20 protein-coding genes and 1 pseudogene are annotated in these 22,888 nt (G+C 20.4%); 6 read left to right on the forward strand and 15 right to left on the reverse strand.

What is annotated here, in order from left to right; all coding sequences use genetic code 11:
* The first annotated feature begins 281 nt into the window (after positions 1-281).
* From FEF22_RS00870 to FEF22_RS00890, 5 genes are all read left to right on the forward strand, one after another.
* Positions 282-2,153: a DEAD/DEAH box helicase gene (locus tag FEF22_RS00870; protein ID WP_138107982.1), complete on the forward strand. Its 1,872-nt coding sequence runs from the start codon at positions 282-284 to the stop codon at positions 2,151-2,153.
* 70 nt (positions 2,154-2,223) lie between these two features.
* The gene (gene plsX, locus FEF22_RS00875; RefSeq protein ID WP_138107983.1) at positions 2,224-3,255 is read left to right on the forward strand and encodes a phosphate acyltransferase PlsX; all 1,032 of its coding nucleotides are present in this window, start codon (positions 2,224-2,226) and stop codon (positions 3,253-3,255) included.
* A gap of 2 nt (positions 3,256-3,257) precedes the next feature.
* Complete coding sequence (gene rnc / locus FEF22_RS00880) at positions 3,258-3,965, forward strand: ribonuclease III (protein WP_138107984.1); 708 nt, start codon at positions 3,258-3,260, stop codon at positions 3,963-3,965.
* A complete protein-coding gene (locus FEF22_RS00885) occupies positions 3,946-4,560 on the forward strand; it encodes a DnaD domain protein (protein ID WP_138107985.1) in 615 nt (204 codons plus the stop codon). Before rnc ends, FEF22_RS00885 begins: the two co-directional genes overlap by 20 nt.
* Positions 4,561-4,678: 118 nt before the next feature.
* A complete protein-coding gene (locus FEF22_RS00890) occupies positions 4,679-5,164 on the forward strand; it encodes a hypothetical protein (protein ID WP_138107986.1) in 486 nt (161 codons plus the stop codon).
* Positions 5,165-5,271: 107 nt separating this feature from the next.
* Here the strand turns inward: FEF22_RS00890 and FEF22_RS00895 are convergent, their stop codons facing one another.
* The 9 genes from FEF22_RS00895 to FEF22_RS00935 form a co-directional block, all read right to left on the reverse strand.
* Complete coding sequence (locus FEF22_RS00895) at positions 5,272-6,909, reverse strand: CTP synthase (RefSeq protein ID WP_138107987.1); 1,638 nt, start codon at positions 6,907-6,909, stop codon at positions 5,272-5,274.
* Positions 6,902-7,813 (reverse strand): phosphatidylserine decarboxylase, encoded by a 912-nt coding sequence (locus tag FEF22_RS00900; protein WP_138107988.1) that lies wholly within the window; start codon positions 7,811-7,813, stop codon positions 6,902-6,904. The genes FEF22_RS00895 and FEF22_RS00900 overlap by 8 nt, the downstream gene beginning before the upstream one ends.
* A gap of 28 nt (positions 7,814-7,841) precedes the next feature.
* Positions 7,842-8,546, reverse strand: coding sequence for a CDP-alcohol phosphatidyltransferase family protein (locus FEF22_RS00905; protein WP_138107989.1), 705 nt, complete (start codon positions 8,544-8,546; stop codon positions 7,842-7,844).
* Positions 8,547-8,702: 156 nt separating this feature from the next.
* Positions 8,703-9,248, reverse strand: a complete 546-nt coding sequence (rpoE, locus tag FEF22_RS00910; RefSeq protein WP_138107990.1) for a DNA-directed RNA polymerase subunit delta — start codon at positions 9,246-9,248, stop codon at positions 8,703-8,705.
* 120 nt (positions 9,249-9,368) lie between these two features.
* Positions 9,369-9,650, reverse strand: a complete 282-nt coding sequence (locus FEF22_RS00915) for a YbaB/EbfC family nucleoid-associated protein (protein ID WP_138107991.1) — start codon at positions 9,648-9,650, stop codon at positions 9,369-9,371.
* A 29-nt stretch (positions 9,651-9,679) separates the two neighbouring features.
* The gene (gene dnaX, locus FEF22_RS00920; RefSeq protein WP_138107992.1) at positions 9,680-11,329 is read right to left on the reverse strand and encodes a DNA polymerase III subunit gamma/tau; all 1,650 of its coding nucleotides are present in this window, start codon (positions 11,327-11,329) and stop codon (positions 9,680-9,682) included.
* 230 nt (positions 11,330-11,559) lie between these two features.
* Positions 11,560-12,915, reverse strand: coding sequence for a TldD/PmbA family protein (locus FEF22_RS00925; protein ID WP_138107993.1), 1,356 nt, complete (start codon positions 12,913-12,915; stop codon positions 11,560-11,562).
* Entirely contained in the window at positions 12,915-14,303 is a 1,389-nt protein-coding gene (locus FEF22_RS00930; RefSeq protein ID WP_138108003.1) for a TldD/PmbA family protein, read from the reverse strand. The genes FEF22_RS00925 and FEF22_RS00930 overlap by 1 nt, the downstream gene beginning before the upstream one ends.
* Positions 14,304-14,530: 227 nt before the next feature.
* Positions 14,531-16,228 carry a DEAD/DEAH box helicase gene (locus FEF22_RS00935; protein ID WP_138107994.1) on the reverse strand — a complete coding sequence of 566 codons (1,698 nt, stop codon included), beginning with the start codon at positions 16,226-16,228 and terminating at the stop codon, positions 14,531-14,533.
* Between the two features lie 923 nt (positions 16,229-17,151).
* On the opposite strand from FEF22_RS00935, the gene FEF22_RS00940 reads away from it, so the two are divergent.
* Positions 17,152-17,418 carry a hypothetical protein gene (locus tag FEF22_RS00940; protein WP_138107995.1) on the forward strand — a complete coding sequence of 89 codons (267 nt, stop codon included), beginning with the start codon at positions 17,152-17,154 and terminating at the stop codon, positions 17,416-17,418.
* An 81-nt stretch (positions 17,419-17,499) separates the two neighbouring features.
* Here the strand turns inward: FEF22_RS00940 and smpB are convergent, their stop codons facing one another.
* From smpB to FEF22_RS00970, 6 genes and pseudogenes are all read right to left on the reverse strand, one after another.
* A complete protein-coding gene (gene smpB / locus FEF22_RS00945; protein WP_138107996.1) occupies positions 17,500-17,940 on the reverse strand; it encodes an SsrA-binding protein SmpB in 441 nt (146 codons plus the stop codon).
* A gap of 119 nt (positions 17,941-18,059) precedes the next feature.
* Complete coding sequence (locus FEF22_RS00950) at positions 18,060-18,593, reverse strand: inorganic diphosphatase (RefSeq protein WP_138107997.1); 534 nt, start codon at positions 18,591-18,593, stop codon at positions 18,060-18,062.
* Positions 18,594-18,852: 259 nt separating this feature from the next.
* Complete coding sequence (locus FEF22_RS00955) at positions 18,853-19,212, reverse strand: hypothetical protein (RefSeq protein WP_138107998.1); 360 nt, start codon at positions 19,210-19,212, stop codon at positions 18,853-18,855.
* Between the two features lie 836 nt (positions 19,213-20,048).
* The gene (locus tag FEF22_RS00960; protein ID WP_138107999.1) at positions 20,049-20,480 is read right to left on the reverse strand and encodes a hypothetical protein; all 432 of its coding nucleotides are present in this window, start codon (positions 20,478-20,480) and stop codon (positions 20,049-20,051) included.
* Positions 20,481-21,256: 776 nt separating this feature from the next.
* Positions 21,257-21,457: a hypothetical protein gene (locus FEF22_RS00965; RefSeq protein ID WP_138107868.1), complete on the reverse strand. Its 201-nt coding sequence runs from the start codon at positions 21,455-21,457 to the stop codon at positions 21,257-21,259.
* Positions 21,458-22,224: 767 nt separating this feature from the next.
* Positions 22,225-22,635: pseudogene (locus FEF22_RS00970) on the reverse strand (HD domain-containing protein); the annotation flags it as partial.
* Positions 22,636-22,888 lie beyond the last annotated feature (253 nt).

Consider the following 22,888-nt stretch of genomic DNA (forward strand, 5'->3'; position numbering starts at 1 on the left):
CAAGAAAATAAATTTATATTATTGATATTATTATATAACATTATTGTATAAATATTATATTAATAATTAAAATAGGAAAATAAATATATTTTTATTATTAATATAATTAAAATTTTTTATTTTATATAAAAAAAAACAATTTTAAAAAATATTTTCAAATAATATGTTATAATTTTTATTATTTTATTTTATAAAAAATTATTTTTTTATACAATTAAAATTATATTTATTTATTCAAAAATAATTTTAAAATATCAAAGAAATGAAATTAAATTAATAAAATGTTTAATAATTATGATTTAAATAAAAAATTAATTAACAACAATATTAATAACATAAAAGAATTAATATTGACTAAACCTAAAAAATATAAAAATTTTATTGTAAATGATATCAGTAAAGTTTTTCACGAAGAAGAAGTCAATTTACTAGGGAAAATAATAAGTAAACCAATATTAATAAAAAATCAATCAGAAAGAAAAAAAAATTATTTAAAAATTTCAATTTTAGTAAATGACAAAATAATAAAAATTTTAATTTTCAACAATTTCTTTTTTAATATTTTAAAATCAGGCCAAAATATTTTTATAAAAGGGAAATATTATTTATATCAAAATTGCGTAATAGCTTCTTTTGTTTCATTAAATACAAATATTGCCAACAATATACAACCTATTTATAAATTAAAAAAAATTTCAGACAAAAAAATAACTATTTTTTTAAAAAAAGTTTTTAATTCCCCAAAATTAATCATTAAAGAAAATTTAGATAATAATTTTTTAAAAAAATATAATTTAATAAGTAGAAAAAAAGCATTTGAAAATTTACATATTCCTCAAAATAAAAATTTATTAAATCAAGCTTTAATTAGATTTAAATTTGAAGAAGCTTTAAAAATAAATAAAAAATGGTTAAAAGAAAAACATCATTTAATTCCGAAAAAACCTTTAATATTTTCTAATAAAGAAAAATTTATAAAAAAAATAATAGAAAAAATTACTTTTGAATTAACTAAAAATCAAAAAACAATAATAAATGATATTTTTAATGATTTTCAAAAAGAAAATTATACACAAAGGCTAATACAAGGAGATGTAGGTTCGGGAAAAACTATAATTGCTTTTATTTCAGCTATGGCAATTATAGAGAAAAAAAAACAAGTTATTATGATGGCGCCAACTGAAATTTTATCAAAACAACATTATTCAAATTTTAAAAAATTTTTTCCTGAAATAAAATCACTATGCTTAAACTCTAAAACAAAAAATTTAAATATATTAAAAAAAGAAATTAAAAACAATAACATACAAATGATTTTTGGAACACATATATTATCAAATTTAAATATACCTAATTTAGGTCTAATAATTATAGATGAAACACATAAATTCGGGACAGACATTAAAAACAAAATTACTGCACAAAATACTCCATCAGATATTTTATACTTAACAGCTACACCAATACCTAAATGTTTAGCTTCAATTTATTTAGGATTCTTATGTATTTCTTCATTAATAGAAAAACCAAAGATAAATCAAAGTCAAATAATAACTAAAAAAATTAATTTTAATCAAATTATAGATATTTTAAAAAAAAATCAATATAAAAAAGAACAAACATATATAATAGTGCCAGCTATTAAAGATAATAAAAAAATTTACAATATTGAAAAAATAACTTCTTTTTTAGAAAATCAAAAAATTAAAGATTTTTATGTATTACATGGTCAAAAAAAATCCGAAGAACAAGAAAAAATTATATATAACTTTACTAAAAATAATAAAGGAATTTTAATAGCAACTTCAATTATTGAAGTAGGAATAGATATTAAAAACGTCACTACAATTATTATTTTAGGAGCAGAATATTTTGGATTAAGTCAATTACATCAATTAAGAGGCAGAATAGGAAGAAACAACAAAAAAGAAAATTATTGTTTCATAGTATCAGAAAAAAATAACGAACGTTTTAAAATTTTTCAAAAAGAAAATAATGGTTTTAAATTAAGCCAATTTGATTTAAAAATAAGAGGGCCAGGTAGTTTTTTAAGAAAAGAACAAAGCGGTTTTATAAAATATCATTTTTTAGATATAGTAACTGATTATAAAATATTATTACAAGTAAAAAAAGATCTTGAAAAAATTATATAATATATTTGAATTATAATAAATTTTTAAAAAGAAAAATATTTTTATAATTAAAGAAAGAAGAGTTATCAAAATGATTAAATTAGCTGTAGATGCTATGGGAGGAGATTTTGCTCCTGAAGTAATTATAAAAGGCGTTTGTAAAGCTTTATCAGAAGAAAAAGATCTGTATATTGTTTTATTTGGCAATAAAAATAAAATTGAAAAAATTTTGAATGAACAAATAAACAAAAAATTATATACAAAAATAAAAAAAAATTTTCATATAATTCATACACCTTTTTTTATTGATTCAAATATACAAAATATTAGAGAAGAAATAAGAAATAATGTTAATAATTCTATGTTTTTATCTATCAAAGCAGCACAAAACAATGAAGTAGAAGGAGTCATTTCTGCAGGACCTACTCAAGCTTTGGTATTATATAGTTTTTTAATGTTACAGAAATTAGAAGGAATGAATAGGATAGCTTTAGCACCAATATTTAATTCACCAGACAAAAGAAAAAGAATTTTATTAGACGCAGGAGCAAATATTGATGTAACAAAAGAAAATATGTTAAAGTTTGCTATTTGCGCTTCTACAGTAGCTAAAGAATTACTTAATATAGAAAATCCAATAATAAAATTATTAAATATAGGAACAGAAAAAAACAAAGGTAGACAAAAAGAATTAGAATTATATAATTTATTAGAAAAAGATAAAAATATTAATTTTAAAGGAAACGAAGAACCACAAAATATTTTAATTTCAGAAGCAGATATTTTATTAAGTGACGCTTTTACTTGCAATATGGTTTTAAAAAGCTACAAAGGAGCTATAAAACAAACTATATTAAATATAAAAAAAATTTTAAGCAATAATTTATTAAATAAAATAATAAGCAAATTATTATTTGCTAAAAAATTAAAAAAATTAAATAAAAAATTGGATAGTAAAGAAATCGGAGGTGCTATGCTTTTAGGTTTAAATAAAATTGTGATTAAAGCTCATGGAGATTCTAACGAATATGCTTTTTATAAAGCTATTTTACAAGGCAAAACACTAATCGAAAAAAAATTTTTACACAAAATTATGAAAAATCTACAATCAAATAAAAATTAATTATGCCTTTACAAAAATTATTTCAAAGATTAAAAATTGAACCAAAAAACATTTCTTTATATATTAATGCTTTAACGCATAGTTCTTATGCTAATGAAAGTCCTTTTCCGAATAATGATAATGAAAGATTAGAATTTTTAGGAGATTCTGTTATTAATTTTTTAATGGCAAATTATTTATACAGAAAAAATAAATATGATGAAGGCTCTATGACAAAAAAAAGAGCACAAGCCGTTTGTATAGATTCTTTATTAATATATGCTAACGAAATCAATTTAAAAGATTATATTTTATTAGGCAAAGGAGAACAAAAAAGATATATTCATAATTATTCAATTATAGCAGACGCTTTTGAAGCTTTATTTGGAGCAATTTACTTAGATTTAGGTTACGAACAAGTAAAAAAAACTTTTTATTATATAGTATTACCTTGCTTAAATAAAATTATTAAAATCATAGATTATAAAACCCAATTACAAGAAATAGTTCAAGCAGAAAAACAAACTATCCATTATAAAATAATTGAAGAAACAGGATTAGCGCATGAAAAAGAATTTATAGCTGAAGTTTCTTTAAATAATAAACTATTAGGTAGAGGTTCTGGAAAAACTAAAAAATCAGCCGAACAAAGAGCAGCTCAAAAAGCTTTAAATAAGATTAAGATTTCATTATTAAATGAAAGGGATGAAAATGATAAAAATTCTTTATGAAAAAGGTTTTATTAATATTGAAAAAATTTTAATTAAAGAATATTCAAAATTAAATTTAAATTTATCAGAATTAAATATTCTGCTTTTTTTATTAGAATGTTATGAAAAAAAAACTTTTTCTTCATTAATTTTAGCTAAAAAAACTAATCTTTCTAAAAATGAAATAGAATTAATTTTAGAAAAATTAATGCAAAAAAAATTTTTTTCATTATCTTCTAAAAATAAAGATAACAAAATAATAGAAACTTTTAATTTAGACCCCACTTTTGAAAAAATAGAAAAAATATATGATAAGAAAAACAAAATTAAAAAAGAAAAAGAAAAAAAAAATTTAATATCTGAAACAATAAAAAAATTAGAAAATTTAAAAAATAAAATTTTAACAGAAAATGAATTAGACATAGTTAAAAATTGGTATTCAAATCCTAATTATACTCATAAAGAAATTTTAGAAGCTATTGAAAACGCAAAAATTAAAAACAAAGAATCCATTTTTTTCATAGAAAACACTTTAAACAAAAATAAAATTATAAAATTAAAAACAGACGAAAAAGCGGATAAAATTCTACATAAAATTTTTAAAAAAATTAAATAATAGAATAATGTGTTTTGATTAAAATATATATTTCTGTGTTATAATCATAGTATTGAGTCTTTATAAATGAAAGATTTAATAAAAATTTTACCAATTTACCAAAGGAGAAAAAAATTTAATGAACAAAGAAAATTTTTTAAATTCTAAACAAGGGAAAATTATTATTGGTTCTAGCAGCGCTGTAGCTTTAGTAATTTTAACAGTTGTTTTGCTTTGGACTTTTGAAATGTGGCCTTTTTCTAAAACTTTAGACTTAGAAAAGCTTAAAACATTAGAAGCAAATTTTAAAGTTGTTACAATTTCAGATGAAGAATTAAAAGATCAATCTAAAGTAAAATCAGTTGTTAAAAATGTAAAAGAAAATTTTGATAACGTTTACAATACAATAGAAAATCTTGTAAAAAAACAATCTGAATTAATTAAAGAAGACACAAAAAGCAAAATGGAAAATATGAAAACAATAATTGAAGAAATTAAAAATAATTCAGAAACTTCTCCATTTGATGCTGCAGCACAAACTGCTTTCAAAAATAGTTATAACAAATTAAAAGACGCTGATATTAAAGCATTATTTGCTTCAATTAAGAGTAATCTTAAATTATAAAAAAAAACAAATTAATTAAAAAAAAAATTATATAAAAAATTTTAAAATATCATTAATAAAAAATAAAAAAAAAGATATTCAATCAAAAAAATTGAAATATCTTTTTTTTATTTTTTATTTTTTTTATTAAAATTATATTTTTTAGCAGCCAAAATAAATTCTCTAAACAAAGGATGAGGTTTTAAAGGTCTAGATTCAAATTCTGAATGAAATTGAACAGCTATAAACCAAAAATGTTTTTTTAATTCTATAATTTCAACTAATTTTTCTTCTGGATTAATTCCTGAAAAAATAAAATCACTATCTTTAGAAAAAATAGAAACATATTCAGGATTAACTTCAAAACGGTGACGATGTCTTTCATAAATAAATTCTTTTTTAAAAATTTCATAACTTTTACTATTTTTATTTATTTGACATTCATATAAACCTAACCTCAAAGTTCCTCCTAAAAATTTATTTTTTATTTTTTTAAAAATAACAGGATAAGGAGTATAAGGATCAAATTCTGTAGAATTAGCTTTTTTTAAATTCAAAACATTACGCGCATATTCTATAACTGCTAATTGCATTCCTAAACAAATTCCAAAATAAGGTATATTATTCTCTCTAGCAAATTTAATAGTTTCTATTTTTCCCTGAATTCCTCTATCACCAAATCCACCAGGAACTAATATACCATCAGAATTTTTTAAATATTTATCAACATTTTCAATATTTATTTTTTCTGAATCTATATAATTAATTTTTATAGAAACATTATTATAATATGAAGAATGTTTAAGAGCTTCTGTTACAGATAAATAAGCATCACAAGAATCCACATATTTCCCTACTAAAGAAATAATAATTTGTTCTTTTTTTGAATTTTCAATTTTATAAATTAAATTTTTCCATTGAGATGGATCAAATAAAGGTAATTTTTTAATTTGAAAATAATCTAAAATAAAATCATCTATCTGTTGTTTATGTAAATTAATAATAATTTTATACAAAATATTTACATCTATATTTTCAAAAATAGCATTTTTTTTAACATCACATAAAATAGAAATTTTCTTTTTCATTTCTAAAGATACAGGTTTTTCGCTTCTTAAAATTAAAATTTGAGGCTGTATGCCTAATGTTCTTAATTCTTTTATACTATGTTGAGTAGGTTTAGTCTTCATTTCATTAGAATTTTTTAAATAAGGTATTAAAGTATTATGAATATAAAGAATATTTTGAATTCCTAAATCATGACGAATTTGCCTAATAGATTCTAAAAAAGGTAAAGATTCTATATCGCCAACAGTTCCTCCGATTTCAATAATAGCTATATCATAATCAAAAAATTTCATTGTTTCTAAAATATTATTTTTAATTTCATTAGTTATATGCGGAATTATTTGAATGGTTTTTCCTAAAAATTTTCCTTTTCTTTCTTGATTTATAACGGTTTGATAAATTTGTCCAGTAGTAACATTAGATTTTTTAGTTAAATTTTCATCTAAAAATCTTTCATAATGCCCTAAGTCTAAATCTGTTTCTGCTCCATCACAAGTAACGAAAACTTCTCCATGTTGATTTGGATTCATAGTTCCACAATCAAGGTTAATATAAGGATCAAATTTTTGCATAAAAACTTTCAATCCGCGTTTTTTTAAAATCTGACCTATAGCCGCTGCAATAATGCCTTTTCCTAAACCAGAAACCACTCCCCCAGTAACAAAAATAAATTTTCTTTGTTTTTTATTTTTATTCATATTTATTGTTCTTTCTAGAAGATTTATAAAAAATTTTTTTACCTATTTTTTGACCTATATTTACTTTAGTTTCTATATTTTTTAAAGTATTATTATAAATTTCACGTTCAAAAGAAACTATATTTTTTTTAACTAATAAAAGAATAGTAGATCCTCCAAAAGAAAAAAAACCTTTTTCTTGTCCTTTAGAAAAATTAATAATGGGATGATTATTAATTTTACCTACCATTAAAGCGCCTATTTCAACTTGAACCATTTCAGAAAAATTTTTAGTTTTTAAAACAGAATATTCACGATTGTTTTCTTTAAAAACATTGAAATATTTAAAAGCAATAGGATTAACCGTATGAAATTTTCCACTTATTTGAACATTATAATCTATTATACCATCGTCTACAAAAATATATCTATGATAATCTGATGGTTTTAATCTTAAAATAATTAAATTTCCATCTTTATAAGAAGAAGCTAATTCATCATTTTTCAAAATATCACTTAAATGATATCTAGTATCTTTAATTGTATAAATACTATCAGAAGAAATAGAATAAATACTTATTTCACCTTCTCCTGGGCTAATAAAATAATCAGGATTTTTAGAAAAAAATAACTTTTTATACTTACGAATAAAAAAATCATTATAAGAATTAAATTTTTTTTTTTCAAATAAATTTAAATTTATATTATGAGATTTAATAGTTTTTTTTATGTGTATTTTAGAAAAAAAAGAATTTAAATAAATTCCTGATATCAAAGTAAAAATTCTAGATATTAAAATTTTTAATAAAACTCTTTTGAAAAAACTTTTTTCCAAACGCGAATATAAAAAAAATTGTTTCAAGCTAGTAATTTTCTGATTATTATTAGCAAAATTTTTACTTTTATAATCTTTTTTTTTATCCATAAAATTCCTCTTACTAATTGGAATTATTTCAATTTAACAATAACAAACTAAATATCAAAGAAATAGAAAAAAAAGTTATCAAAAAGAAAAAAACAATATTTTTAGGTTTGCTAAATCGAATTTTTTCAAAAACAAATAAAAAAGATAACAAAATAATAAAAAACAAATATATTAAAAAATCATAAATCAAAATATCATAATAATTTCCAATAAAAATTTTATTTAATAAAAAATTTATTAAAATTATAAAAGGAAAAATAATAGAAGATACAGTAACAGGTATACCTATAAAAAAACTAATACCTGACTTTAAATTAACATTTTTGTCTGAACAAACATTAAAATAAGCTAATCTTATAAGAGAAGATAAAACATAAAATGAACCAAAAATAAAATAAATAAATTTTAATTGCTTTAAAGATAAAAAAACATCAAAAATCATTATATTATTAATATTATCCATTAAATTTAAGCCTATAAATACAGGTAAAACTCCAAAACTAATCATATCAGCTAAAGAATCTATTTGAATTCCATATTGTTTTTCTTTTAAGGTTCTATTCTTCTTAAAACGACTAACAAAACCATCAAACATATCTAAAATACCACATATCAATAAACAAATAGAAGCATAAATTAAATATTTATAAAAACTAAAAGAAATTCCTAAAAAACCAAAAATTAAATTAAAATAAGTTAAGTAAGTAGTGTAATTATACATTCCTATAAACATTATAATGAAAAACTCCCTATCATCTAAATAAAATAAACAAATTCAATTTACAAATATTTTTTATTCAATTTAAATGAATAATTAAATCATAATGCATAATATTTTTTATTAAAAAAATATAATTTTAAAATAAAAAATATTAAAAATTATTAAATTTTAATTTTCAATAGATTCACTATCATCAATATCAATATCATTTTCTAAAGAATCATCATCATTTTCAATATCATTATTTTTTAAATCATCTGAACTAATAACAGAATCTAATTCTTCCTGTTCAGGAGAATTTATTTCCTCTTTATCATCATCTTTAATAATAGAATCATCTTCTAAATCATTTGTTTTATCTAAAACAAATTCATCAAAATCAATAATATCTTCTTTTTCCGAAGCCGAAGATATTTTTTTTTCTTTTACCGCTTCTTCTGAAACAAAATTATTTTTATCCAACAAAAATAGATTATTCTTTTTAATTCCCCAAAGATCATTTCCATAAAACATAAAACGCCCACTAGAAACAATATCTAAATATAATTGAGAAAATTTTTCATAATTCTTAATATCTATTTTCTTAATTTGAAAAACTTTTTTCACTAGTGTTTTGATAGGCATAGGAATTAATCTATTTTCCTTTAAAATATCATAACAAATATCTATCATTGATTCATCTGAAAAATTATTTTTATGTTCTTTTTTTTTCATACATTAAAATAATAACTCTTTTCTTTTTTTAATTAAAATTTATAAAAATTAAAAAATATGTTTTTCTTTAATTAATTATTTATTAATAAATAAAAATAAATTAATTTTAAAGTTAAATAATTAATTCTCTGAAGCATTAAGAAATAATTCTTTTGAAGTATTTTCAATTTGTTCCAAAATATCATTCATAGCTAATAAAAGATTTTTTTGAATTAATTCCAAACTATTAATAAATTCTTTTTCTTTTGCATCAATGATAATTTTGACAACTTTTCTAGTTCCTCGCATAACTATAAAAACATTATCTTTTCGACAAGTAAATTCTTTATTTTCTATTTCTTTTTGAGCTTTATCAATATTGTCTCGAATTTTGTTTATTTTTTTTATCATTTCTTCATCCATATAAGAAACTCCTTTATTCAAATTTGAAATTATTTTTTTTCCTTTAAATCTTCACAAATCTCTACTTTATCAAAACCAAACAAAAATCTAGCTAATTTAACAACTTCAGACTTATTTTGTTCTACAATTAAAGGAGAATTTTGTTTATAAAATTCATTACTAAAACAAGATAAATCCAAATCATTAATTTGCTTAGTTTTGAGAAATTTTTGATAAGAAGGGTAAACAATATCTTCCCAATCCTTATGCAAAATAACAAAATAATCTTTAACCAATGATTGTTTAAAATTTAAAATTTTCTTAATTTCATTTCTTATATTATTATGCAATAAATCTACATAATGATTAGAATTTTCACAAGATAAAAGCATTTCTTTATTATAACTAATCATCAATAATCTAGATCTGTATAACAAACTAGCAGAAAGAGATAATTCTGGATTTGTATAATTATTTAATTTATGCCATGATTGATTCAAAAATTTATTAGTATTTTCATCTGAATCTATTAATATTCTTTTAATGGCTTTAATAAAATTATTTTCATTATCATTTTTTAAATTTATTTTCAATTCTTTTATTTTTTTTTTTGTATCTTTTTTTACTTTTTTTGCAAAAGGAAAAATAAATTGATGGATTTGTATTAAATTTATAATAAAAAAATTTTTTTTGTTTTTAGCATTAGACAAATGATACTGCATTTCTAAAAATATTTGGAACAATTTTGTTCTTTGAGAATATGTTAATTTATCAACAATATCATAATATTTTTTTTCTTCTTTAAAATGATTAATAAATAAATTATAAAAAAAATCAATAAAATCATTAATAAAAATGATAAAATCAACATTAAATGTTAAATTTTTTTCTAAAAATAAAAGTAAAAAATTAATATCCGGTTCAAATAATAATTCAAATATCTTTTTTATTTTGTTTTGAGAAACAACTCCTAGCATCTCTTCAATATCTTCTAATTCGATTTTATCAACTTTATAAGAACTTATTTGATCTAATAAATTTAAAGAGTCTCTTAAACTACCATTAGAACAAAAAGATATTTTTTGCAAAGAGTCATCAGAAATTAAAATTTTTTCTTTTTCAGAAATATATCTTAATCTTGACTGAATATCTTCGGGCAAAATATTAAATAAATTAAAATGCTGAACTCTAGAAATAATAGTTTTCGGAATTTTTCTAATTTCACTAGTAATTAAAATAAAAATAACATTAACAGGAGGTTCTTCTAATAATTTTAATAAAGCATTAAAAGCATTATGAGATAAAACATGAATTTCATCAATAATATAAATTTTGTATTTTAAAAAATGACTCTTATAATAAGATTTATCTTTTAATTCTCTTATATCATCAACACCATTACAAAAAGCACCATCAATTTCTATAATATCTAAATTATTTTTTTTATTGATAGATAAACAAGAATCACAATTATCACAACATTCACATTCTTCTATATTCAAATTTAAACAATTAATAGTCTTAGCTAAAATCTTAGCTAAAGTAGTTTTTCCAACTCCTTTTTCTCCGCTAAATAAATAACAATGGTGTATTTTATTATATTTAACTGAATTTTTTAAAATTTGAATAACTATCTTATGACCAATCATACTATTAAAATTTTGAGGCCTATATTTACGATATAATGCTATATGAGACATATAATTTTTTTTAATAAATCCTTTTATATTATGAATAAATTTTTGAAAAATAATTTTGTATTTTATATATAGAAATAAAAATATTTTGATAAAAAAATAAAAATTAAATCGAAAATAGTATGATAAAATTCAATCACAAATATTTTATCATATTTAAAATATTTTAACATAAAGATATTTTTAACAAAAAATATTAAAAAATAAAAAATAATCATTTAAAAATACAAATTCTATTTTTCTCCTGCAATAGTTAAATCACCAACATAAACACTAGAACTTCCAAAACCAGAAAATTTAAAAACAAAATCATTAGCTATTTCCTTTAAATTTATTAAAATATCAAAAAAATTACCTGAAACAACAACCATTTTAAATGGAGAAATTAAATTTCCTTTTTCTATTTTAAAACCACTAGCCTGAATACTAAAATCTCCACTAATAGAATTAACTCCAGCATGCAATCCAATTAAATAATCTATATAAACTCCATCATCAATAGATGAAATCATTTCTTTAAAACTTTTAGTACCCTTTTTCAAATAACAATTGCTCATAGAAATATAACCATCAAAAAAATTTCCAGTAGGTTCAGTTTTAAAAATATTAGATGTTCTTAAATTATGAATAAACTGTTTAAAAATTCCTTCTTTGATTATATATTTGTTTTTACAAGGAACACCTTCATCATCAAATGTACTTTTAAAAAATGAATCAGAAAACAAAGGATCATCAATTATAGTAACTTTAGAAGAAGCTATTTTTTGATTTTCTTTTCCTAATAATTTAGATAATTTTTGATAAGCTTGATTTCCGCTAAAAATATCAGAAAAACTACTCAATAATTTAGAAAACATTTCGTTAGAAAAAACTACAGGATAAGAACCAGAACTTAAAGATAAAGCACCAAGTTTACTTTCTCCTAAAGAAATTATTTCTTCAACATATTTGTCAATATCAAAAGAAGAAAATTTTTTAACTGGGAAATATTTTACAATTTCTTCTATATTTTTATCTTTTTTAAAAATACATACAGCACTCAAACAAGCATAACTTTCTTTTTCTTCTAAATCAAGACCTTTAGAATTAACTATTTTTTTGTGAAAAAAATTTTCTTCATAAGAAATACTTTCTATTTTTGTTAAAAAACGACTTTTTTCGAATAATTTTTTCTCAAATTCAAACAATAAATTATATTTTTGTTCCATAGGAACGTTAACAAAATCAAACAAAATAGGTTCAACAGTATGATAAGAAGAATCAGAACCATCAAAAATAAAATCTTTCTCAGGAAAACTTAAAATTTCAATTTGTTTTTTAAGAGTTTCCAAAACTTCATCAATAATTTCATCATTAATTTTTTCTAAATAAATAGATGTTTTTTTATTTTGATATAAACCTCTAATAATAACTGAAAATAAATCACTTTTTATATATTCATTTATTTTATTATCTTCTAAAATAATATTTAAAGTTTTATTATCATTCAATAAAATTTCTAAAGCGTCTATTTTTTTTTCAAAACTCTTTAAAAACCATTTTTTATAATCAATTAAATTTTCATTTTTAAGATTAATATTAGTTTGCATTACTTTTTGCTTCCCCCAACAATAATTTCTTTAACTCTAATAGTTGGTTGGCCTAAATCTACAGGAACATAACCAGAAACAGATCCACAATAACCCTGACTTAAAGATAAATCATCAGCAACTCTATCAATTTTTAACAAAATATCTTGACCGCTACCTATCAACATCATGCCTTTAATAGGTTTAGTCAATTTACCATTTTCAATTAAATAACCAAGATTAACCATAAAATTAAACTCTCCAGTAGAAGGTTGAACAGTACCACCACCTAAATTTTGAGCATAAAAACCATATTTAGTATCCTTGATAATTTGTTCAGAAGTATGTTCTCCAGCCTCAATATAAGTAGAGTTCATTCTAGAAGTAGGAGAATATTTATAAGATTGTCTACGAGCAGAACCAGTTGGTGACATATTCATTTTAAGACTATTTCTAAAATCTATTAAATAATTTTTCAAAATACCTTTTTCTATTAAAAGATTTTTTTGAGTAGATTGACCTTCATCATCGAAATTAAGACTTCCCCAAGAACCTTGAATAGTTCCATCATCATAAGCAGTAACAATATCAGAAGCAATTTTCTGATTTAATTTTCCGCAAAAAGGAGATAATCCTTTCGCAACAGAAGTAGCTTCTAAAGAATGTCCGCAAGCCTCATGAAAAATAACTCCTCCAAAACCATTATTCAAAACAACTGGCATTTTCTGAGGTTTTAATTCATCTGCTTTTAACAAAATTAAAGCATTTTTAGCAACATCTATAGCTTTTTGTTTAAAATCAATATTATCAAATATTTCTAACCCAGAAGAAAAACCAAAACTTTCACCAAACTCTTGAACATTTTGTCCTTCTTTAGTTACTGACATTAAACTAATTCTAATATAAGGTCGTAAATCTTTTTTAAAAACTCCTTTAGAATTTGCAATCAAAACTTTTTGTTGCTTTTCTTCCCAACCAACAATTGTTTGAATAATTTTTTTATCAAAATTTTTCATAATTTGTGACAAAAAAATCATTTTCTTAATTTTTTCTTCTACAGTTAAACTATCAAAAGTTTTTTTAACTTTACTTTTAAAATTCTTCAAATTATCTAAAGAAACAATAGGAGTAATAGTTTTTTCTTTTTCAAAAATTTGTTGTTTTTCTTTTATTAAATTAATAATATTTTCATAAGTAACTTTATTAGTATAAATATAAAACTCTTTATCTTTATTTAATAAACGAATTCCAACACCATAAACATTTTGTTTTTGACATACGACAACATCTTTATCAATAATTTTAAAATTATTTGTCCAACTATCTTCAAAAAATAACTCAGCAAAATCAACATAATTTGAACTTAAAGATTGTTTTAAAATACTTTGAATTTCTAACTTAGTTAACATATATAATTTTATTATAATCCTTACTATCTTATTTTTATTCATTAAAAAATTAATAAAAAATAAAAGAATTTTGTTAATAATAATTACCATTTTAATAATATTTAATAATGCAAAAATATAATATTATTATTTTATTAAATTAAACATAACAAAATTCAATTATAAAAAAATTAAATTTAAATAATAAAATATAATCAAATAAAAAAGATATTAAAAAATTAAAAAAATTATCTTATTTCTTCTATATTTAACATTTTATTTTCATAATAAATATTATTTTTAGACTTAATTAATTTAACTAAATTAGTAGAAATTTCAAAAACTGTCTTTTTATAAAAATGTTTAATATTACCTATGTTTTTACTATAAATATTATATTTTTCATTTAATAACTTCAAAAATAATGAAGGATTAATGCCATCATCTTTGCCTAAGTTAATACTTAATTGTACCATTGGTTTTCTATCATTAGAATTATTATTATATCTACTTCTGCTATTATAACTATTATAACTATTACTAGTATTCCTTACTTTGGAATAACTATTATAATTATCTTTATAATAATTAGATTTATTGCTAAAACGAGAATTAAAAGTTTTAACTTCAGAAATATATTCATAATTTTTTTTATTAGGGATTAAATATGATAATAAACTCTTAATTATTTGTTTAGAATCGAATTTGTCTAATAAAATAATAATAATATCATTTATATTCTTATCTTGAGAAGAATTTTGATCTTTTTCTATCAAAGAAATTATTTTATTTTTGAAAAAATTATTTTGTTCTTTTTGAACTTCTTCAACAGAAGGTATTGAAATTAAATTTATTTTATCTTTCAAATATTGTTCTAATCTTTTTAACTGAATTATTTGTTTTACACTAACAAAACTAAAAGCTATTCCTGTTTTTCCTGCTCGTCCTGTTCTTCCTATTCTGTGAACATAAACCTCAGTTTCATGCGGTAAATCATAATTAATTATCATAGTAATATCAGAAATATCTATTCCTCTTGCAGCTACATCAGTAGCAATCAAAATTTTAGTATTCTTAGTTCTAAAACTATTCATAACACATTGTCTTTGATTTTGTTTTAAATCTCCGTGAATTGCGTCTGCAGAAAAACCTCTTTCCAATAAATAACTACAAATAGCATCTACATCTTTTTTAGTATTAGCAAAAATAATTACTGAATCAGGATTTTTATAATCTAATAAACGAACTAAAAGTTTATTTTTATCGAATTCTTTAACCATAAAATAAAATTGATCTATTAATTTAACAGCAAGATTTTTACTTTTTACTCTTATAATTTCAGGATTTTTTTGATATTTAGTAGCGATTTGCTTAATAGATAAAGGCAAAGTAGCTGAAAATAAAACTGTTTGTCTTTTTTCTGGTATATTTTGTAAAATAGTTTCTAAAGATTCTTGAAAACCCATTTTTAACATTTCATCAGCTTCATCTAAAGTTAAATTATAAATTTTAGTTAAATCTATTTTTTTTCTTTCTAATAAATCTATAATTCTTCCGGGTGTAGCTATAATAATATGAGGTTTTTTTTCTAAAGCTTGAAATTGTTTAATATAAGACTCTCCACCATAAATAACTGCTATTCTTATTTCTGGATAAAATTTTAATAATTTTTTAATCTCTAAAAAAACTTGTAAAGCTAATTCTCTAGTAGGACATAAAACTAAAGATTGAATATAAGATATTTTAGGATCTATTTTTTCAATTATAGGAATACCAAATGAAAAAGTTTTTCCAGTTCCAGTTTGCGATTGCGCTATGATATCATTTCCTTTTATCATCTCTGGAATAACCAAAGACTGAATAGGCGTAGGACTATTTAATTCTAATTCAGTTAGTGCTTTTTGCGTTTGAGGCAATAAATTTAATTCTTTAAATAAAATACTCATTTTTTTTAATTTCCTTCTAAAATTAATATTATATTAATAATTAATCAACAAAAAATCATAAAATAAATAAATATTCTAAAAAATTTTTTTAAATTTTTTTAAATTGATAAATAATTAATGTAATTTAATAATTTTATTTTTATTTTTAATAATTTAATTAAGAAATAATTAATTAATAATAATTAATTAATGTAAATAATATTTTAGTGATACTAAAATTTGAAAAAATTTATTTTAAAAAATAACATAACAAATATACAATACTTTTTATTATATATCAAAAAATTAATAAAAAAATTTTTTTTAAAAAAATTAAACATCAAAAAATAAAAAAATATAAAACAAAAATTAAAATAATAAATTTAAATTTTTATAAATATTTTGTGATTAAAAAATATAAAAATTTAATTTAAAAATTTTAAAAAACTTTTTTAAAAAAATAAAAAACCAAAAATAAAATATAAAATTTATAAAACCAAATTTAATTTAAATCTAATTCTAAAATTATATAAATTTTATATATCAGGTTTATTTTTTTAATTAATTAATTTTTTTGTTTTTTTATTATTTTTTTTATTTTAAAATTCTAGGAAAAATTATCTTTTATTTATTTCATATTTACTACTATTTATAATTATTTACATTACAACTATACTTTACTTATATTAACATAATATTATATAATTACATAAAATAAAAAATTAAATTTTAAAATTTAATTTAAAAAAAAATAATAATAAATAAATAAAAAAATGATATAATTTTTAAAAATTATATTTAAAAAATTAAAAAATATATACAAAAAAACAACTTTTAATAAAAATATGTTAAAATAAAGGGTGATTATTTTTTTAATATAATTTTTAAAAACTTTATCGACAATAAATAAAAATAATAAACAAGAAGGGACATTAAAAAAATTAATGTATTTTGTAAGAGAAAAATTAATTTTGGTTTTAGTAGCTTTTATATTTGCAATTTTAGGAGCTTTATTGTTCGAAGTTGGAGCAGAAAAAGCAAAGATTTATGAAGATAATTCTGAAATTATATCATTAGTAAACAGTTTTATTTTATCAGCAGAACAAAAGGAAAGCAAAATTTCAATAGGTTTTCAAGATAAAATACTTCATAAGTGGTACCAATTAATAATGTCTATAGTTCACGGAGATAGAAGTTATTTTAGTAAGTAAACTAAATAATTAATATCAAAATATTATAAAAAAATAAAAATAATAAGAAATATATAAAAGAAAAAACTAAAAAATGAGATTTTAGAAAAAAGTTTTTTTAATTCTTTTTTCTTCTTCTTTTTGTCTTATTGACATTCTTTTATCATATTTCTTTTTTCCTTTTGCTAAAGAAATTTCTAATTTTAATAAATTTCGGACAGATAAAATTTTAGTAGGAACAACACTAAATCCTTTTTTTTTAATATTATTTTTAATTTGTAAAATTTCTTTTTTTTTTAATAAAAGTTTTTTTTTTCTCTTTTCATCGAAATCAAAAAAATTACAAAAAATATACTTTTCTATAAACATATTTAAAATAAAAATTTCATTTCCTTCAATTTGAATATAAGAATTATCTAAATTAACTTTTCCTAAACGAATTGATTTAACTTCATTTCCAAATAATTGAATTCCTGATAAATATTTTTTTTCTAAAAAATAATTATAAAAAACTTTTTTATTTTTGAAAATAGTTTTATTCATTTTAATTTTTTTTCCCATTTATTCAATATAGATAATAAAAAAAATAATCAATTAATTATTTTTTTTAAATAATTTTTAATTTTAAAAAATTAAAAATATATTATTAATTAGTAATTAATTCAAGAATGAGATTTTAATTCTTTATATTTTAATAAAGAATTTTCAATTGTTAATTCTGCTTCATTTTTAGAATCTATTTTTTTTATTAAAACTTTTTTATTTTCTAAATCTTTATAATGAGACAAAAAATGTTTTATTTCAGAAATACAATAAGAAGGAATATCTTCCATATCATTATAATTTGCAGTAGATAAATCTGCAATTGGAACAGCAATTATTTTTTCATCTAATTCACCATTATCAATCATTTTAATAACCCCAATAGCTCTACATTCTACCAAAACCATAGGATCTAAAACTTCTTGACTCAAAACAAAAACATCTAAAGGATCTTTATCTTCACAATAAGTAAAAGGGATAAAGCCATAATTAGCAGGATAACGAAAAGATGTTGTCAAAAAACGATCTAATATTAAAAAACCCGTTTCCTTATCTAATTCATATTTTTTTTTACTTCCTTCAGGAATTTCAATAAAAACAATAAATTTTTTTTTATTAATTCTATTCAAACTTAAATTTTTTAATAAATTCATTTTTTTCACTCATTTTTTTATTTTTTTTAAATACATAACTAAAGTTAAGAAATTAAATATTAAAAAAATACGGAAATAATTAATATTTTCCATATTTTAATAATATTTTTTTTATTTTTTAATATTTTATTTTTATTTAATTTTAAGTAAAATTATTATAACATAATAATTAATTTATATTATTAAAATTAATTCCTATAATTAAAATTTGAGAATAAAAAATTAATTTAAATCTTTATATAAATTTTAAAATTAAAATTTAAACTAATTTAGTTAATTTATCTATAGCGCCAGACAAAGAAATTTTTTGAATAAATATTCTCTTTTTTTGCAAAACATTAATACTTAAATGATTAAATAAATCTACATTTATTTTATCTTTTTCAGAAATTAAAATTTTTTCAATTAAGTTTAATTTTTCTTCATCTCTGTTATTTTCTTCATCTGTAAAAATTTCATAAATAAATAAATTTGAATGTTGCTCTTCATCATTTTGTATCTTAACTAAAAAACCTTTTGTTTTATGATTTTTCTTTAAAGAAACATCAAAACTAACTTCTTTATTAGGTTTTATTCTTTTATTATGAATAGAATGTTCAAAAGAAAAAGCATTAGGCATATGAATATATGCTAAATTTTTAATTAAATTAAAAAGAATTGTTTTTTCTAAATTTTCAGTATTGTCTACATCTATAATACTATTTACATCGAGATAGAATTAAACCGTTTTTCTATTTAATAGATATTAATTTAAGCCTCTCACACCACCGAACAAGCAAGTTTCCAAGCATTCGGCGGTTAAATAAGTTTTTTTATAAAAAAACTTATTTTTCCTCTTTCGCCTTGTAAAGGTTATTACCCTTTTCCTTGGTGAGTCAGTCCACTTCTTTCTTCCAAAAGAAGCTTTGAATTACTCACGACTACTATGATTTTGCTTTTTCCTTGCTTCCACAGACCATTCTTTGTTTTTTTTAGAGAATGTTTTACTCTGAGAGAAGTTTAGGAAGATCGAAGTTACTCTAATTATTTACGCAACTCATTTAGGTATGCAGACCTTTTTTTTCTTTATCTTAAAACAAAAACTTTTTATATTTATACATTATTAAGATAAAAAAGAAAATAGGTAGATTCAAAGAATAAGATTATATTGAAAAATCTTTTATGTTTTTTCTTAAAACATTGATAAATTTGAAAATCTAAAAATTATATAAATTTCAAATTTCCTTGATTAACAGTTTCAATTCATTTCTGTTAAGTTTTATAATTACATCATTTTAGCATTTAGCCTTTTATAAAAAGGTTATCCATGTGAGTTATTCTTCTTGCGTAATCTTATTGAATATGAATTTCTCCTCAACCCGCTTTTATTCTTTGCTGTAACTTTTCATTCTTTCGTTTCAAAAGCCAAGAATACGAAGGAACACATTATCATTATGTTCGTGATGCGTTAAATCACTAATAATTAGGCATCATTTCGCGCCCTAATTCTTCTATAGAAATATTAACTTTTTCTTTTGATTCCTCTTTGTCGCTATTTTTAATTAATTCTTCTAAATGAGAAAAATAAAGAAATAAATGTTTTCTTAAGTCTTCTATATCATTTACACTAGTAAATTTAAAATTAACAACTTCTTGAATTAAATCTAAAACAGAATAACCATTCATTTTACAATTACAAAATGAAAAATTAATAGAAATAATTTTAGAAATATTAGAATCTTTAAAATAAAAATATCCTAAAGAAGGATTATTTTTTAATAAATTACAAAAACTAACCATATCTAAAGCTATTTTTTCAATCACGATAGAATTAAGACGTTTAGCTATTTTTTTAAAAGTTATTATCTTAAGCCCCGCACACCACCACGCAAGCAAGTTTCCAAGCACGTAGCGGTTACAACATTTTTAATATTAATTATTTATTCAATTTATTATCAATAATATATTGATAATTTTTCTAAATAAAATATGTATTATTAAAAATATATTTCTTTTTAATAATTTTTTTATAAATCGATAAAAAATATTTTTTATATTTCTGATAAATCAATATTCAAAAAATAATCTTTATCTTTTTAAAAAATAATATAAAAATGTGGTTTCCTCTTTCGCCTTGTGAAAGTTATTATCTTTCTCCTTGGTAGGCCATTATACTAAAACATTCCAGTTTAGCTTTAAGTTTCCTACGACTACTATGATTTTGCTTTTCCCTTGTCCCCACCAACTTAGGTGTTTTATTTAATTAATAAATTAATAAATAAGGGATTTAGAGAGATAGAAGTTACTATAAAAAACTACCGTGTACTTTTAGGAGAGATAACCTATTCCAAAAATATATAGGTGGATTTTTGTCTATTTTCCTATAAAAAGGATGATAATTTAATTTGTCAGTTTAAACAAATTAATACAAAAACTAAGAAATTTTTAATATTTCAAGGTTATGTCATAACTTCTCTTTTTTCTCTTAGGATTATTTCAAATCTTATCCATGAGTACTTTCATCTTGCGAAATCATATTGGTTAAATAATTTTACCTCAATTCGCTTTTATCTTCTGCTGTATTTTATAGTCTTTTCATCCCATAAAACAAAGATATGATGTACAACATTATCACAGTTGTTGCAATTGGTTAAATTGCTAGTATTTTATGCATCTTTCTCGCCCTAAACCTGACAATACATATGATATCGATTAACAATATAATTTTCTATTGAATTAATACTACTTTTTTTAAAAACAACTTTATTATTATATATTTCTATTCCTCTAATTAATCTATCTAAATCAATAGAATCATTAACTCCAGTAAAAAAAGAATCTCTTTTTAAATAATCTAATCTATCAAAATCTAATTGACTAGACAAAAGTTTTTCTAATAAAACAAATCTATGTTCCTTATTTATAATCGCGATAGAATTAGAAAGTTTTAATTTAATAAAAAATAAATTAATTATTAATATTTATTTTTTCTAAGCCCCGCACACCACCACGCAAGCAAGTTTCCAAGCACGTAGCGGTTACTCATAAAAAATGAGTTTCCCCTTTCGCCTTGTAAAAGTTATTAACTTTTTCTTTAGTAAGCACATTACATTTCAATATTCCAATTGAAAATTTGATTAACCTACGACTACTATGGTTCTGCTTTTCCCTTGCCTCTTTTAAATAAATAATGATAAAAAAATTATTTTTTTAAGTAAGAAGTTTAGGGAGATAGAAGTTACTAAAAACACCACCTTTATACTTTTAGGAGAGATAACCTAACATTTTTTATTTTAATTAAAATTAAAAAATAATCAGGTGAATTCTGATTTTTTATCTCTTATTTAAACATAAGAGAATGATAATTTTAATTAGCTTCTATTTTTCTAATTAAATTTTCAGAACTGAAAATAATTTAAATATTTTATTTACAGGAAGTTGCCTTTCTTATCTTTATTCTCTTAGGAGTTTTAAAACTCTTTTCCATAAATATATTCATCTTGCGAAATCATATTGGTTTAATAGTTCCACCTCAATACGCTTTTTTCTCTTGCTTTAATTTTTAATTCTTTCGTTTTAAAAACCAGAGAAACGATGTACAGCATTATCAAAACTGTTGAAATTGGTTAAATAACTAATGTTTTAAGCATCTTTTCTCGCCCATAGAAGCAACATCAAATTTAAATTCTACATCTATAGAATCTAAAATAGAAACAATTTCAGGATGATTAATAATTATTTGAGCACTTTTTTGTTCATGATTAGTATTAAATATAGTTTCAAAAATATGAGAATAAGAACCATGTCCTATATCATGCAATAAAGCAGTAGTTAATAAAAGTAATTTTTCTCTGAAATCAAATATTTTTTTTCTTTCTAAAAGTTTATTATTAGTTTCAAAAAACCTTCTAGCTAATTCATAAACTCCTAAACTATGAGTAAAACGAGAATGCTCAGCTCCATGAAAAACAATATTAACACAACCTAATTGTTTTATTCTTCTCAGCCTTTGCATAACGCTTGTATCAATCAATTTTTTTAAAAATACATATTCAAAATAAATATAACCATAATCGCGATAGAATTAGAAAGTTTTAATTTAATAAAAAATAAATTAATTATTAATATTTATTTTTTCTAAGCCCCGCACACCACCACGCAAGCAAGTTTCCAAGCACGTAGCGGTTACTCATAAAAAATGAGTTTCCCCTTTCGCCTTGTAAAAGTTATTAACTTTTTCTTTAGTAAGCACATTACATTTCAATATTCCAATTGAAAATTTGATTAACCTACGACTACTATGGTTCTGCTTTTCC

The organism is Texas Phoenix palm phytoplasma, assembly GCF_005774685.2.
GTDB lineage: Bacteria > Bacillota_I > Bacilli_A > Acholeplasmatales > Acholeplasmataceae > Phytoplasma.